The following is a 13,972-nucleotide window of genomic DNA, read 5'->3' as shown; positions in this document are numbered from 1 at the left end:
GTGTCCGCACGGCACCCCCTCCGGCCTGCGCGCCCGTACGGGGACGCGTTCCGCCGGCCCGCCGGTCACCCGCGGAGCGGCTTCCGGGCGGCGGTGAGGTCGGAGTGCGGAGCGTCCGCGGGCAGGAGACCGGCCTCGGCCAGTTCCTCAGCGAGGACGGCGGGCTCCGCGGGCCAGAGCCGGAAGGTCTCGTGCTCCTCGCGCACCACCACACCGCCGCGCTCCACCCGGTAGTCGTACCGGACGGCGATGATCCCGCGGTCCGGGGTGCGGGTCAGCCGGGCGGCGTACACGTCGGTGCCGAGCCTGGCGGGCGGGAGTTCGCGGCTCTCCTCGCCGCCCGGCACCCCGACGGGCGGCGGGTCGAAGAGGAGCAGGCCTCCCGGTACGAGTGCGGCGGCCAGCGCCCGCCAGGTCGCCCGGCGTTCCGCGGGCGGCAGGGTGGCCACCAGGTTGGAGGCGACGGCGAGGTCGACGGCCTCCCGCAGGCCGCAGGCACCCACGGTCTCCGGGTGCAGCGTGACGCGGGCCCGCTCGTCGGCGCCGAGGCGGGCCAACCGGGCGAGCAGGGCGATCCGCATGGCGGGCGACGGCTCGACGGCGTGCACCGGAGCAGTGGCAGCCTTCACCAGCGTCTCGGTCACGATGCCCGTGCCGGCACCCGCGTCGAGCACCCCCGTCCTCGCGGCGCGGGCCGCCGCGGTGAGGCGGCGCTCGGCGGCCCGGCGGTCGTCCTCGGCCTGCAGCAGGTCGTAGAACTCCGCGGACACGCCGTACCGGATGTGCCCCGAGGGCTGCCCGGCAGTCACGGGCCGCGCCTACCCGCGGCCGGGAAGGGGGCCGGTCACGTCGGCCGGCGACGCCGGTGCCATCACCGCACCCGCCTTCCCGCGGTGGACGGTCCAGGCCCCCGACGCTACGGCTCAGCGCCGCCCGGTGCGACCGGCCGCGCCGAGGACCACACCGCAGGGGGGACGACACCGTGTCAGATGCGCCTCAGCCGGTGCCCGCGGTGCCCCTTCGGACGGCGGCGCTGCCGCACACCGTCCTCGCGCCGCCACCGCACCCACCCGAACACGGCGACCACCACCGCGCCGAGGACGGACGGCAGCAGCCGGTCCAGCGGGTTGGGCGCCCCCTCCTCCAGCACCTGGCCGCCGACGACGAACGCCCGGCCGAGGCAGTACACCGCCACCACCGTGCCCGCGAGCGCCAGCGCGAGCCAGACGCACCGCCACACCCGGGTCGCCGTCCGGCCGAGCACCCGGTACGGGATCGGCACCCCGCAGGTCTCGCAGGCCACCACCAGCCGGCTGTCGATGTGCGGGCGTGACAGGAGGACCCGGTGGTCGCCGATCTCACGGGCCGGCCCGTCCTCCGGAATGCCGGACGGCACCCGGTGGCCGGACCGCGCGCCCGGCCCACGCCTCAGCTCGCCTCTTCGCACGACGGCGTCCTCTCCCCCGACCCGGCCGCGACGGCACCTGCCGCCGCGCCCACCCTGCCACGTCCTCCCGTCGCGGTGCCCGGCTTTCGCCAGGCGCACGGGTGCGCGCCGGGTGTGCACCGGGTGCGCGCCGGGTGCGCGCCGGGTCAGGAGCCGACGTTGTCGCAGGCGTGGGCCTGGAACTCCTCCAGCGAGGTCGTCGTCCAGCCGTCGGCGTCCCCGCCGTACTCGGCGCCCACGAAGTACCGCACCCGCCCGGGGGTGAGGGCGGCCAGGTCGGCGAGGGTGAACGACACGGACCCCGCGGACCAGGAGTCGTCCTCGGTCCACCCGTAGAGCGTGTAGACGCGGCCCGCTTCCAGGGGCTGCAGCGGCTGCTCGACCGTCCAGCCGTCGCCGCCGTCGAGCGGCAGCGGGGCGTACCCGGTCAGCGGCCCGTCGTGTTTCCAACGGCCCACGCTGCGGGTGCCGTTCGTGCCCTGGTCGGTGTACAGCGTGGCCCCGTCGATGCGGTGGTGACAGACCATCACCATGCCGATCGGGCGGCCGTCCGCGGTGACCGTGACGCCGCTGACCGCCCCCACGGCGACCGTGCAGCCGGTCAGCCCGGCGAGCATCCCGCCCACGGCGGCTCCCAGGACGACACGACGGATCCGGGCCATCTCTCCCCCTCCGGCCGGACAGCCGGATCACCCTATCCTGCCGCTTCCGCCCGGCCGCCGGCCCGGGCCGCCATGTGCCCCCGGTCGCCGCAGGGTTGCCCGGCCGCGCGGCCGCGTACGGGTGCGTCGGGGTCGGCCGCACTGCCGCCCGCGGGGCCGCCCATGGGGCCGTCCGCGGGGTCGGCCGCGCCCCGGACGCCTGAGCGGGCGCGGTCCGCCACGTTTGGCGGCGGCGGATCGTGCAAGACGACTGCCATGAGAGCACTCGTTCACGTCCTGCGCATCGCCGCAGGTGTCGCCACACTGATTCTGGCCGTCTGGATCGTCCTGGACCTGTCCGGGGCGAACCCCGGCAACCCGATCGCGGACTGGTTCCACGACGCCGCCGACTGGCTGTCCGGCTGGTCCCGCGGCCTCTTCTCACCCGACAGTTCCACCGCGCGCACCCTCGCCGACTACGGCATACCCGCCGTGGTGTACGGGGCCGTGGCGTACGCCCTCGGGCGGCGCGAGTGGGCGTGACCCCGTCGGCCCCACCCGCGGCACCGCCTCCGGAACGGCGGTGCCGCGGGCCCGTGTTCAGCGGGTGACGCGCTCGAACAGCCAGTCCGTCAGCGCACGCCGGGGTGCGCTGTGCGGGGAGTTCTCGGTGTCGCAGAGGAAGTCGTCCAGGGCGACGCGGCTCGGGTCGACCGAGGTCAGATCGGTCTCCAGGTCGACCTCCCAGACGGCCGGGTCGAAGTCGAGGGCGACGGCGCTGACCGCGGGCACGAAGCAGGTGTTGGTGAAGCGCTCGTCCACCTCGATGCCGAGGGCCTTCGCCACCAGCCCGAACGAGGGCAGGGTGCCACCGGGCGCACCGTCGAGGGCGGGGACGGCCGTGGTCGAACTGCGGCGTACCGTCAGCGCGATGTGCATGCCGCCGATGGGCTGCTTCGCACCCTTGTCGGGCTGGACGCGGGCGGTGGCGCTCGCGGTGTTGTACTGGTTCTTCCAGTCGAAGGCGATCTCGCCGGGGGTCAACTTCAGCCCCACGCCCTCGCCGTGGCCGTTGGCGACGCCCAGCTTCAGCGGCCGCACCGGGAAGGACCCGTACGCGTCCAGCTCGGCCAGGAAGTCGGTGCGCAGCTGGCTGGCGGTGGCCACCGGCCCCTCGTACTTCGAGTTCTCCACCCAGGCCCACAGCAGTTGCTGGGCGGCCTCGCTGCGGATGAGCTCGGCCTGCTTGGGCCGGCCCGGCTCGGCCGGGGTGAAGTCCTCGAAGAAGTAGGCCATCTGCTGGAGGATCAGCGGGATCCAGGCGCCGTTGTGGGGGGTGTCCCACGAGAAGTAGGTGCCGGTCTGGTGGTCCACCCCCTCGGCCTCCATGCGGGCCAGCGCGTACCGGGTGATCATGCCGCCCATGCTGACCCCGCCGACGGCGAGCGGGGTGCTGCCGATCCGCTCGGCGACGGCGCGGTGGATGCAGGCCGCGGCGACACCCGCGTTGGCCTGGATGTAGGTGTGGCGCTCCTCGAACCCGAGCAGGATGACGTCGATGCCCGCCTCGCCGAGCCGGGTGAGGAAGTGCCCGCCCTCCGCGGCGTCGAAGTGCTGCCAGAGCGCGGGCAGGTCGCTCGGGCCGTACTCGAAGCCGTCGGCGAGGATGAGCGGCCGTTCGAGGTTCCGGTGACCGGGTGCGAGGTGGACGTGGGCAGTGCCCGTCGCGACCTTGCCCTGGTGGGAGTAGGCACCGTGCAGGGGCCACGTGAAGGTGGGTTCCGGGGCGTCGCCCTCCTCGGCCGGTGCGGTGGAGGAGAACCAGACGTGCTGCGGCAGGGTTGCGGCGAGTTCGGCGAGCTGGGAGGGGGACGCCTCCGCGAGTCCTTCGATCAGGCTGCGGTTGACGTGGATCTCGGCCTTCTGAGCCATGGTGAGAGCCTTCGTTCGGGCGGCGCGCAGGGCGCGCAGGGGTGGGGACAGGCAGCGCGGCGGAGTCCGTTCATATCGGTACCGTCACGGTGCGGATGCATCTTTGCACAGAGAGCGACCGAACGGCGGTAGGGCACGGCCCGCATCCGGCGCGCGCCGACGGCGCCGACTCGGCCCGCCCTCCGGCGGGTTGGTGCCCCGCCCGGGCGAGCCGCGGGCTCCCGGCACGCACGCCACCCACCCCGGCGCGGGCCCGGGAGCGACGCAGGGCATGATGTGCCCCAGCCCGTCCGCACCACGAGGAACGCCATTGCACCCCCACGACGATCTCGTCAGGCCCTACGCACCGCAGGCCCCCGCCGAGCCGTCGCCGGAGGCAGGGCCGCCGACCGGCGCCGCCGACCTCTTCGCCGACCTCCCGCCCGCGGCGGCCCCGCTCCGCGCGCAGCGCCCGAGCCGTCGGCACCTCCTACCGGTCCTGCTCGCCGTCGCGGCCGCCTGTGCCGGCCTGGCGCTGCTCCTCCTCCCCGGCGAGGACTCCCCCGGCCCGCAGGCGCAGCCCTCCGCGCCGGGCGCGACCACGGCCACCGACGGACCGCTCCCCGCGGCGGCGGGCGCCGCACCGACCACCGCGTCACGGACCTCCGCCACCACCACCGTTGCCTCCCCCGGCGCCGCGACCGCGAGCCCCGCACCGACCGGAAGCACCTCGGACGCCCCGGGCACAGCCGCGGGCACAGCCACGACCACGGTCGCGAGCACGGCACCGGCCACCAGCGCGGCGACCGCCCCGGCCGACGGCGTCCTGCGGCAGGGCGACAGCGGGCCTGCGGTGGCCCGACTCCAGCAGCTGCTCTTCGGCCAGGGCTTCACGTACGTCTCGCGCACCGCGGTCTTCGACGCGGCCACCCTCCGCGGCGTCACGCAGCTCCAGCACGACCGCGGCCTGACCGGCGACCCGGCCGGGGTCTACGGGCCCGCGACCCGTCGCTCACTGGAGGGCTGACCGCCGTCCGCCGTCCGGTCCGGGACGCCCGCCGGTCACATCTCGCGTAGCCCCCAGGGCGCGCCGTACGCGGTGAGCAGGTCGAGGAACGGCCGCGGCGGCAGGGCCTCGGGGCCCAGGACCCCGGCGCCCGTCCAGGTGCCGGCGGCGATGAGTTCGAGGGCGACGACGGGGTTGATGGCGGTCTGCCAGACGACGGCCTGGGAGCCGTACTCGGCCATCGTGACCTCGTTGTCGGCGACGTGGTAGAGGTAGACCTCGCGCGGGGCGCCGTCCTTGGTGCCCTTCACCCAGGTGCCGGCGCAGGTCCGGCCGCGCATGCGGTCGCCGAGGCCCGCCGGGTCGGGGAGGCAGGCGGCGACGACGTCGCGGGGCGCGACGAGGGCGTCGCCGACCCTGACGGGCTCGGTGCCGTCGAGGCCCAGCTTGTGCAGCGTCCGCAGGACGTCGATGAACTCCCCGCCGAGCCCGTACTTGAAGGTGACACGCCTCGCGTCGATCCAGCGCGGCACGAGGAGCACCTCCTCGTGCTCCACGTTGACGCACTCGACCGGGCCGATGCCGCCGGGGAAGTCGAAGACCTCCGGCTCGCTGAAGGGCGCGGTCGTGAACCAGCCGCGGTCCTTCTCATAGACGACGGGCGGGTTGAGGCACTCCTCGATGGTCGTCCAGATGGAGAACGAGGGCGCGAAGTCGTAGCCGTCCACGGTGAGATCGGCGCCGTCGCGGATGCCGATCTCCTCGATCTCGTCGAACAGCTCGTCGGCGGCGTAGCGGGCGAACACGTCGGAGAGCCCGGGCTCCACGCCGATGCCCACGAGGGCGAGCCTGCCGGACTCCTCCCAGGCACCGGCCAGCGCGAACTGCTCGTCGCCGAGCTTGACGCCGGTGAGCTCGTGCGGCCGCTCGGGGTGCGGGCGCGACAGCGACATCGCCATGTCGAGGTAGTGCACACCGGCCGCGAGGGCGCCGCGGAAGAGCGGCATGACGAACCGCGGGTCGGTGGCGTTGAGGAGCACGTCGCAGCGGTGCTCGGCGAGGAGCGCCTCGACGGCCCGCTGGTCGGAGGCGTCGACGCGGGCGGGGGTGAAGCGCGGGTCACGGGCGGCGGCGGCCACGGAGACCGCGCGGGCCTCGTCGTGGTCGGCGACGACCAGGTGGTCGAAGAAGTCCCGGCGGGCGGCGATCCGGGTGACCGCGCCGCCCACGCCGCCGGCTCCCACGAGCAGGATTCGCATGGTGCTTCTCTCCTCGGAACGGAACGGAACGGAGCGGACTGGGACGGGACGGGGCCGGCCGACCGGCGGGAGGACCGTCCTGCGCTGCCCGCACCGTACGCCGCCACCGCGCCGGCGCCCGTCAACCAGGCCCGCGGCGTCACCCGGGAAGCGGAGGGCGACGGGGGATCAGCTCCCTGCGTTGAACTTCGCGATGAGCTCGGGCAGCTCGGCCAGGCTGTCGATGCGGAACGTCGACCGGCCGACGGCCGGATCGTCCTGCTGGATCCAGCCCCACGGGCCGCGGCGGATCAGCGCGGTACGCATCCCCGAGGCGAGCGCGGGGAGGACGTCGTTGTCGAGGCGGTCGCCGACGTACAGGATCTCGTGCGGCTCGACCGGAGTGGCCACGACGACACGCTCGAAGAACAGCAGGTCGGGCTTCGACGCACCCCAGTCGTCCGAGGTGCCGATCAGATCGACGTCGTCCTCGAACAGCTCACGCAGGATCCGCCCGGCGCGAACGGTCTGGTTCCCGGCGATGGCCAGCCAGAGGCCGTCCGCCCTGAGTCGCAGGAGCGAGCGGCGGACGTCCGGGTAGAGGTCTTCCTCCCCGAAGGTCTCCGGCCGCCCGGCAGCCGCGCGCTTCTCTCGCTCCTCGTACAGGTCGAACCCGGGCCGGAACACGTGGAACGTCTCGCGGTAGTCCAGGCCCCGGGCGATGGTGGCGCCGAACTGCGCGACGAAGGTGTGTCTCGGCACACCGAGCCAGTCGGCCCACGTGCCGTACTCGCGGGTCTCGTCCACCAGGCATTCACCGACGTCGAACACCACAGCCTTGATCGTCATGCGGGGAGCGTAGCCACGTCGCAACCGGACCGTCAGTCCCGGCCGCGGCGGAGGTGACGGACCGACGGGCGAACGGCCGGGGGACGGGCAGACGGGCGGGGGGCAGGAAAACGGCTCGGCGGATCTGCACCACTCTGCCAGGATGGCGCCATGACGATGCTCAGAAAGGGCGATGCCGCGTAGGCCGCCCGGCGCCGTGCGCGCCGTGATGTCGAGGACGCCGGGCCCGTCGAGGCCGTTCAGCGAGGTGCGGGGCCTGCCCCGGCGGGCGCGCTCCGCGGTGCGGCGCCTGGAGGCCCGCCGTTTCGGGCCCGGGTTCCTCGCCGCGTCCCTCCGGGGGTACGAGGGCGCGCTGCGCCGGCCCGGCCGGTGGCTGTACGTCGAGTCGGCGGACTGTCCGTGCCACGACCCGATGGGCGACCGCGACGGCGTGGAGGCCTTCCTCCGATCGATGCCCCGGCTTGCCCGCCGTGATCTGCGGAGCGTGGTGGCCCGGCTCGACGAGGAGTTCGAACGCCGCACACTGCCCGATCCGTTCGCACCGCCCGGCGCCTGGTGGCAGCGCCGCCTGGGGTCCCCGTGACGGGCCGACCGCGCAGCCCGCCGCACAGACGCCAGGCGGGCAGACGGGCAACGGGCAACGGGCAACGGGCAACGGGCAACGGGCAACGGACAACGGACAGACGGCTCAGTGTTCGATGTACGACTCCAGGCCGCGCAGGAAGACCTCGACCTTGAAGCGGAAGCGGTCGTCGCCGTCGCCGGTCGTCATGGTCTCCGCCATCGCGCTGATGCGGGGGAACCTGTCCTTGGGCAGTCGGCGGAAGTACTGGCCGACCTCGTCGAAGTAGGCCTCCAGGTCGATGCCGCTGCCGGCCTTCATCCCGTAGACGAAGGCCTCGTAGGCGTCGACGTCGATCATCTGGCCGAGTCCGTCGAGCGCCCAGGCGGCGACCTGCCCGGGGATGCCGGCGCGGATCATCAGGTCGAGCATGAACTCGGCCGGGAGGAGCTTGTTGGGGCCCACGGGCATGCTGCCGAGCGAGACGACGGTGATGTCCCGGTGCCGGGTGTACACGTGCTGGGCGTCGAGGCAGAGCTGCAGGATCTGCTCCTTCCAGCGGTCCGGTTCGGGGTGGTCGGGCAGGGTGATCTCGCCGGAGATCTCCTCCAGCATGAGCTCCAGGAGCTCGTCCTTGTTGGAGACGTGGGCGTAGAGCGAGGCGGGGCCGGTGCCGAGCTCCTGGGCGACGCGCCGCATGGTGACGCCGGCCATGCCCTCGGCGTCGAGGATGCGGATGCCGACCTCGACGATGGCGTCCCGGGTGAGGGGCTGACGCGGGTCCGTGCGGCGCGGCTTGTGCCAGGGCACGGCGGGCATGTCCGCGTGGCCGTCCGAGGTCATGCGCGCCTCCTTCGTCGGGTACGGGCGGGTGCGGGCGGGCGTGGTCGCCCGGCGCGTGCCGGGTGAACCCGGGCTGTCACGGTGGGCGACGAACATCGTACCCGTGGCGAACAGTGTTCGGGGCGTCGACCTGCAGGCTTGACGGAACGAGGATCGCTCCGTAGAACAGTGTTCGTCAATCAAACACCGTTCCAGACTCGGAGCCCCTCATGACCGACCCGTCCGCGCCCTACCGATGGCGGTGGGCCGCGCTCTTCGTGATCCTCGCCGCCGAGGTCATGGACCTCCTCGACTCGCTGGTCACCAACGTCGCCGCGCCGGCCATCCGGGCCGACGTCGGCGGCGGCGAGAGCACCATCCAGTGGCTCGGCGCGGCCTACACCCTCGCCATGGCGATCGGCCTCATCACCGGCGGCCGCCTCGGTGACATCTTCGGCCGCCGCCGCATGTACCTCGTCGGCGCCGTCGGCTTCACCCTCGGCTCCATCGCCTGCGGCCTCGCCCAGGGCCCCGAGCAGCTGATCGCCGCGCGCGCCTTCCAGGGCCTGCTGGGCGCGATCATGCTGCCGCAGGGGCTCGGCATGCTGAAGGAGATCTTCTCGGAGAAGGAGCAGGGTACCGCCTTCGGCCTGTTCGGCCCGGTCATGGGGCTCTCCACGGTCGGCGGCCCGATCCTCGCCGGCTGGCTCGTCGACGCCGACCTCTGGGGCACCGGCTGGCGCATGATCTTCCTGATCAACATCCCGCTCGGCCTGTTCGCCGTCGCGGGCGGCCTGGCGTTCCTGCCCGAGTGGAAGAGCGCCCGTGCCGTCCGGCTCGACCTCGTCGGCGCCCTGCTCGCCGCCGCCGGCGCAGCGATGATCATCTTCCCGCTGGTGCAGGGCCGCGAGCACGGCTGGCCCGCCTGGGCGTTCGCCCTGATCGGCCTCGCCCTCGCCGTCTTCGCCGTCTTCGCCTGGTACGAGAAGCGCATCAGCAGCTCCGGCCGCGACCCGCTCGTCGAGCCGAGCCTGTTCCGCAAGCGCGGCTTCAGCGGCGGCATGGTGCTCGGCCTGTTCTTCTTCTCCGCGATGACCGGCTTCTGGCTGACCTTCAGCCTCTACACCCAGATCGGCCTGCACTACTCGCCGACCAAGGCGGGCCTGGCGGGCATCCCGTCCTCGATCGGCATGGTCGTCGCGTTCGTCGCCTCGCAGGGCCTGGTGAAGTTCGGCCGCAAGGTCATGCACGGCGGCCTGATCGGCATGGCCGCGGGCGTCGGCGGCCTCATCCTCACCCTCGGCCAGGCCGGGGAGAGCGTCACGCCGTGGCAGCTCGCCCCCGCCCTTGCGGTCACCGGCCTCGGCATGGGCTTCGTCATGGCGCCGTTCTTCGACACGGTGCTCGCCTCGGTCGAGCCGCACGAGACCGGCTCGGCCTCCGGCACCCTCACCTCCGTGCAGCAGCTCGGTGCCGCCCTCGGCACGGCGATCCTCGGCACGGTCTTCTTCGAGCAGGTCAAGAGCGCCAGCTTCGTCCACGCCGAGCAGTTCACGCTCGGCGTCGAGATCGCCATGCTCGCGGTGGTCTTCCTCGCCGTCTTCCTCCTGCCGAAGCACGCCCGGCCGCAGGACGACGAGGCCGCGGAGACCGGGACCGCCGCCGAGACCGGCACCGAGAAGGTCCCGGCCTGACACCGGCGCACCCCGCCGCTCCCTCCCCGCACCGCGCGGCTCCACCGCGTACCGCGGAGCACGACGGGGAGTACCGCGGGGAGCACCACCGGGCCCGGGCCCGCTGCACGGCCGCACCGGCCGCGCGGCGGGCCCGGGCCCGGTGGCGTCCCAGGGGCGGGCTGGGCCGGGCTCGGTGGCGGGCGCCGGGCAGGCGGGCGGATGCTGGAAGGAGCCTTGCCGAGCGGGAGGAGATCCTCGTGAACACCGCCACCGAGACCCGGACCGGCCGCAGCGCCGGAGGCTTACTGGACAGCCCGATCGTCGGGATGTCGCCGTGGATCCTCTTCTCGGTCGTCGTGGGTCCGGGCCGGTTCGAGATCGCCGTCGGCGCGGCCCTCGCGCTCGCGGCGGCCCTCGTCGTGATCGGCCGCATCCGCGCACCGGGCAGCTCGTGGAAGATCCTCGAAGTGTCCGACGTGGTCTTCTTCGCCGGCCTCACCGTGATCGGCGCGCTCGCCTCGGCGGGCACGCTCACCTGGCTGGAGACGTACGCCGGGGAGGTCTCCAACATCGCCCTGGTGGTGATCGCGTTCGGGTCGATGGCCGTCGGCACGCCCTTCACCCTGCAGTACGCCCGCGAGCAGACGCCCCGCAACTTCTGGCACACGCCCGAGTTCGTCCGCACCAACTACCTGCTGACCGGTGTGTGGGGCGCCGCCTTCCTCGTCGCGGCCCTCGCCGGCCTGTACGGCGACCTCGTGCTGCACAACCCGAACAACCTGTGGACCGGCTGGATCATCCAGATCGGCGCGATCATCGCCGCGGTGCGCTTCACCGGGTGGTACCCGGACGTCGTCCGCGCCAGGGCGGCCCGGGCCCGCGGCGACGACGTCCCGGTGCCGACCGTCCGCGCCTTCCTCCTGCCGCTCGCCGGCTACCTCGTGCCGGTGGGCATCGTGCTGCTCGCCGCCGACGACGGCCCGGCCTGGGTCGGCATCGCCCTCGTCGCGGGCGGTGTCGTCCTGACCCGCTCGCTGCGCCGCACCGAGCACGAGGAGGAGGCCCGGCAGCCGGGCCGCGTGTGAACGGCCCCGCGCCGGGTACACGGCCCGGGCGCCCGGAGGAGGCGCGGGCGCAGACGAGGAGGGGTCATGACGGCATTCCGCACGGCGAGACCGGTGGAGGCGGCGGTCGGCGAGGCGGGCGGCGGGGGCGGCCCGGCGCCGGAGGGAACCGCACCCGGCCGCAGGCCCGGCCGCACGTGGCGCTCCCGCCGCACCGCCACCGAGCCCGCCAAGCTCGATCCCACCGCCCCCGGGCCCGCCACGCCCGGGCCCACCGGGATGAGGCCCCCGCTGCTGCAGCGTCGCGGGCCGCTCGCCGCGGTGCTGCGCGCGGTGGTGCTCCTGGTCGCCGTCGCGCTGACCGTGCTGTTCGCGGTCGCGCTGGCCCGTGCCACGCTCTCGCCCTCCCCCGCCTCACGCGGCATCGCGCACACCAACCTTCATCCCGGCGCCTCGCTCAGGGCCTACCTCGACCGGCCGGCCGTCCGCGAGGCCGCCCGCCAGGTGGGCGGCAACATCCTGCTCGGCGCCCCCTTCGGAGTGCTGCTGCCGCTGCTCTCCCGGCGCGCCGGAGGTCTGCTGCGGGTCACCGGCCTCACCGTACTGACCATGGCCACCGTGGAGGTCGCGCAGGCCGCCCTGGTGCCAGGGCGCGCGTTCGACGTCGACGACGTCATCCTCAACACCGGCGGAGCCCTGCTCCTCTACCTCCTCGTGGGCCGCCACCTGTCGAAGGCGCTGTACCGCTCCCGCTCCCGTCCCCGCGGCCCGGCCGAGGTCTGACCGCACCACCCCGCCACGTGCCGCAGGCCGCCCGGAGGTTTCCCGGCGCCGCCTGCGGCGAGAAGGAAGACATGGGCAGCTACGTGATCACCATCCCCGGCACACTCCACCGGCCGCTCGACGACGGTGCCCGGAGAAGCCTCGTCGCCGGACTCCGCGGCGTGGACCCCGAGCAGGTCGGGGCCGAGGTGCCCGACCTCGACGTGCTGACCGTCGGCGAGCCCGAGGGCACCTTCGTCCTGCGCCTGGAGGTGGAGGCGGCGGACCGCACCGCCGCCGGCGACGAGGCCCTGCGGCTCGCCCGGGACGCGTTCGCCGCGGTCGGCTTCACCGGTGACGACGTGGCCACCGGACGGCCCGCGATCACCGGCATCGACGTCGGGTAGGCGGCGGATTCGCGGATCCGGGACCTTCGTCCCGCCGCGCCGGGCCTTCCGCCCCGGCGCGGCGGGACGGCATGTCCGGGACGATGGACCGGTGGGGTGATCCCCCGCCGACCCCACCGCACCCGGACGAAGGGCCACCTCCCGCCGTGACCGACGCGATGAACGCCCACCGCCTCGTGGACGCCTTCTTCACGCACTGCGGGAACCGCGACAGGCCGGCCGGCCCGCAGGGCCACGCCCACGCGGTCTGGCGCCTGTACTGCGACCTTGAACCCGCCACCGTCGACCGGCTGCGGGCCTGGGCGACGGGCCCCGAGTCCGGCCCGCTGGGGCCCGCCGAACGCACCGTCCTGCTGAACTGGCTGGACGCCCGGGAGGGCTGAACCGGCCCGGCACGGCAGGACGGCGCGTTCGGGCCGCCGGTCCGCCGCCCTACGATCGGGCCCATGGTCGCCTACCTGCTCGCCGCACTGATGCTCGTGCTGTTCGTCGTCGGGGTACGCCGTGACCGCCGGAGGTTCAGCAACGCCGTGCTGCTCGGCCTGGCCGCCGTCCTCGCGGCCGTGGGCCTCGCCGGCGAGCTCGACCGGCTGCCCGACCAGGTGGTCGACGCCGCCACGACCGCCCTGCCCGCCGCCGCCCTGCTCGGTGCCGTCGCCACCGGGGTGCTCCTGCTGGCCAACGGCGTGCACATGATCCGCCAGGAGGGCGGCCGACCCGCGAACCTGCTCTCCCTGCTCGCCGGGCTGGCCGTGTTCGCCCTGATCGGCGTGCTGTGGGCCGCCGTACGCGTCGACTCGCCCGTCCTGCACGCCGTCGCCGCGAGCGCCCTGCTGCTGGCCGGCTACCTGTCGTTCCTGCTGCTCTGCTTCCTCGGCTACGCCTTCCTCTACCGCCGCCTCGGCACCCGCCGCGACGTCGACTTCGTCGTCGTGCTGGGCGCGGGCCTGCTGAACGGCGACCGGGTGCCGCCGCTGCTCGCCGCCCGGCTCGACACGGCGCTCGGCGTGTACGAGGAGCAGGCCGCCCGGGGCCGGGCACCGGTGGTGGTCGTCTCCGGCGGCAAGGGCGACGACGAGCAGGTGTCGGAGGCCGAGGCGATGGCCCGCCACCTCGCGGCCCGCGGCCTGCCGCCCGGGGCCGTCCGTCTGGAGGACCGCTCGGAGAACACCGCGCAGAACATGGAGTACAGCGCCGCCCTGATGGCCGCCGAACTGCCCGACTACCGCTGCGTGGTCGTCACCAACACCTTCCACGTGCTGCGCGCCGCCCTCGCGACCCGCCGGGCGGGCGTCACCGGCCAGGTGATCGGCGCACCGACCGCGGGCTACTACTGGCCGAGCGCCGTGCTGCGGGAGTTCGCGGCGGTGCTCGTGTCGTACCCGGCGACCAACGCCACCATGGGCGTTCTGCTGGTGGCCCTGGGAGTGGAGGCCGGACGGCCGAGCTGACCCCCGGGCAGGGGCCGGCCGCTGCCGCGCAGCAGCACGGCGCGGCCGGCCGCTGACACCCGTCGGCCTCCCGCACGCCCCGGCCCCGCCCCGGGCGTACCGCCCGCGGGCCCGCCACGCCGGGACACCCCGGCAA

At 74.4% G+C, this 13,972-nt stretch carries 16 protein-coding genes; 9 read left to right on the top strand and 7 right to left on the bottom strand.

Annotated elements, in window-relative coordinates; translation table 11 throughout:
- Positions 1-65 precede the first annotated feature (65 nt).
- The 3 genes from OG335_RS36285 to OG335_RS36275 form a co-directional block, all read right to left on the bottom strand.
- Positions 66-809 carry a class I SAM-dependent methyltransferase gene (locus OG335_RS36285; protein WP_405009629.1) on the bottom strand — a complete coding sequence of 248 codons (744 nt, stop codon included), beginning with the start codon at positions 807-809 and terminating at the stop codon, positions 66-68.
- A 176-nt stretch (positions 810-985) separates the two neighbouring features.
- Positions 986-1,447 (bottom strand): hypothetical protein, encoded by a 462-nt coding sequence (locus OG335_RS36280; RefSeq protein WP_405009630.1) that lies wholly within the window; start codon positions 1,445-1,447, stop codon positions 986-988.
- Positions 1,448-1,593: 146 nt separating this feature from the next.
- Positions 1,594-2,109 carry a hypothetical protein gene (locus OG335_RS36275; protein ID WP_405009631.1) on the bottom strand — a complete coding sequence of 172 codons (516 nt, stop codon included), beginning with the start codon at positions 2,107-2,109 and terminating at the stop codon, positions 1,594-1,596.
- A gap of 255 nt (positions 2,110-2,364) precedes the next feature.
- Between OG335_RS36275 and OG335_RS36270 the strand changes: the two genes are divergently transcribed.
- Positions 2,365-2,631, top strand: coding sequence for a hypothetical protein (locus tag OG335_RS36270; protein ID WP_405009632.1), 267 nt, complete (start codon positions 2,365-2,367; stop codon positions 2,629-2,631).
- Between the two features lie 57 nt (positions 2,632-2,688).
- On the opposite strand, the gene OG335_RS36265 is transcribed toward OG335_RS36270, so the two are convergent.
- Positions 2,689-4,020 carry a hypothetical protein gene (locus tag OG335_RS36265; protein WP_405009633.1) on the bottom strand — a complete coding sequence of 444 codons (1,332 nt, stop codon included), beginning with the start codon at positions 4,018-4,020 and terminating at the stop codon, positions 2,689-2,691.
- A 310-nt stretch (positions 4,021-4,330) separates the two neighbouring features.
- Here OG335_RS36265 and OG335_RS36260 point away from each other — a divergent pair, with 310 nt between their 5' ends.
- On the top strand, positions 4,331-5,026 hold the full coding sequence (locus OG335_RS36260) for a peptidoglycan-binding protein (protein WP_405009634.1): 696 nt from the start codon (positions 4,331-4,333) through the stop codon (positions 5,024-5,026).
- A gap of 35 nt (positions 5,027-5,061) precedes the next feature.
- Here the strand turns inward: OG335_RS36260 and OG335_RS36255 are convergent, their stop codons facing one another.
- Together OG335_RS36255 and OG335_RS36250 are read right to left on the bottom strand one after the other, a co-directional pair.
- Complete coding sequence (locus tag OG335_RS36255; protein ID WP_405009635.1) at positions 5,062-6,264, bottom strand: saccharopine dehydrogenase family protein; 1,203 nt, start codon at positions 6,262-6,264, stop codon at positions 5,062-5,064.
- 168 nt (positions 6,265-6,432) lie between these two features.
- Positions 6,433-7,092: an HAD family hydrolase gene (locus OG335_RS36250; RefSeq protein WP_405009636.1), complete on the bottom strand. Its 660-nt coding sequence runs from the start codon at positions 7,090-7,092 to the stop codon at positions 6,433-6,435.
- Positions 7,093-7,264: 172 nt separating this feature from the next.
- On the opposite strand from OG335_RS36250, the gene OG335_RS36245 reads away from it, so the two are divergent.
- A complete protein-coding gene (locus OG335_RS36245) occupies positions 7,265-7,675 on the top strand; it encodes a hypothetical protein (protein WP_405009637.1) in 411 nt (136 codons plus the stop codon).
- Positions 7,676-7,780: 105 nt separating this feature from the next.
- Here OG335_RS36245 and OG335_RS36240 read toward each other — a convergent pair whose 3' ends face one another.
- The gene (locus tag OG335_RS36240) at positions 7,781-8,497 is read right to left on the bottom strand and encodes a TetR/AcrR family transcriptional regulator (protein ID WP_405009638.1); all 717 of its coding nucleotides are present in this window, start codon (positions 8,495-8,497) and stop codon (positions 7,781-7,783) included.
- Positions 8,498-8,706: 209 nt separating this feature from the next.
- Here OG335_RS36240 and OG335_RS36235 point away from each other — a divergent pair, with 209 nt between their 5' ends.
- From OG335_RS36235 to OG335_RS36210, 6 genes are all read left to right on the top strand, one after another.
- Positions 8,707-10,170, top strand: coding sequence for an MFS transporter (locus OG335_RS36235; protein ID WP_405009639.1), 1,464 nt, complete (start codon positions 8,707-8,709; stop codon positions 10,168-10,170).
- A 239-nt stretch (positions 10,171-10,409) separates the two neighbouring features.
- A complete protein-coding gene (locus OG335_RS36230) occupies positions 10,410-11,237 on the top strand; it encodes a hypothetical protein (protein WP_405009640.1) in 828 nt (275 codons plus the stop codon).
- A gap of 66 nt (positions 11,238-11,303) precedes the next feature.
- On the top strand, positions 11,304-11,999 hold the full coding sequence (locus OG335_RS36225; RefSeq protein ID WP_405009641.1) for a VanZ family protein: 696 nt from the start codon (positions 11,304-11,306) through the stop codon (positions 11,997-11,999).
- Between the two features lie 71 nt (positions 12,000-12,070).
- Positions 12,071-12,385: a hypothetical protein gene (locus OG335_RS36220; protein ID WP_405009642.1), complete on the top strand. Its 315-nt coding sequence runs from the start codon at positions 12,071-12,073 to the stop codon at positions 12,383-12,385.
- A 146-nt stretch (positions 12,386-12,531) separates the two neighbouring features.
- Positions 12,532-12,768: a hypothetical protein gene (locus OG335_RS36215; protein WP_405009643.1), complete on the top strand. Its 237-nt coding sequence runs from the start codon at positions 12,532-12,534 to the stop codon at positions 12,766-12,768.
- 63 nt (positions 12,769-12,831) lie between these two features.
- Positions 12,832-13,836 carry a YdcF family protein gene (locus OG335_RS36210; protein WP_405009644.1) on the top strand — a complete coding sequence of 335 codons (1,005 nt, stop codon included), beginning with the start codon at positions 12,832-12,834 and terminating at the stop codon, positions 13,834-13,836.
- Positions 13,837-13,972 lie beyond the last annotated feature (136 nt).

The sequence above is a fragment of the Kitasatospora sp. NBC_01539 genome (genome assembly GCF_045040525.1).
In the GTDB taxonomy this organism is placed as follows: domain Bacteria; phylum Actinomycetota; class Actinomycetes; order Streptomycetales; family Streptomycetaceae; genus Kitasatospora.
This window is presented reverse-complemented; position numbering and strand designations above follow the sequence as displayed.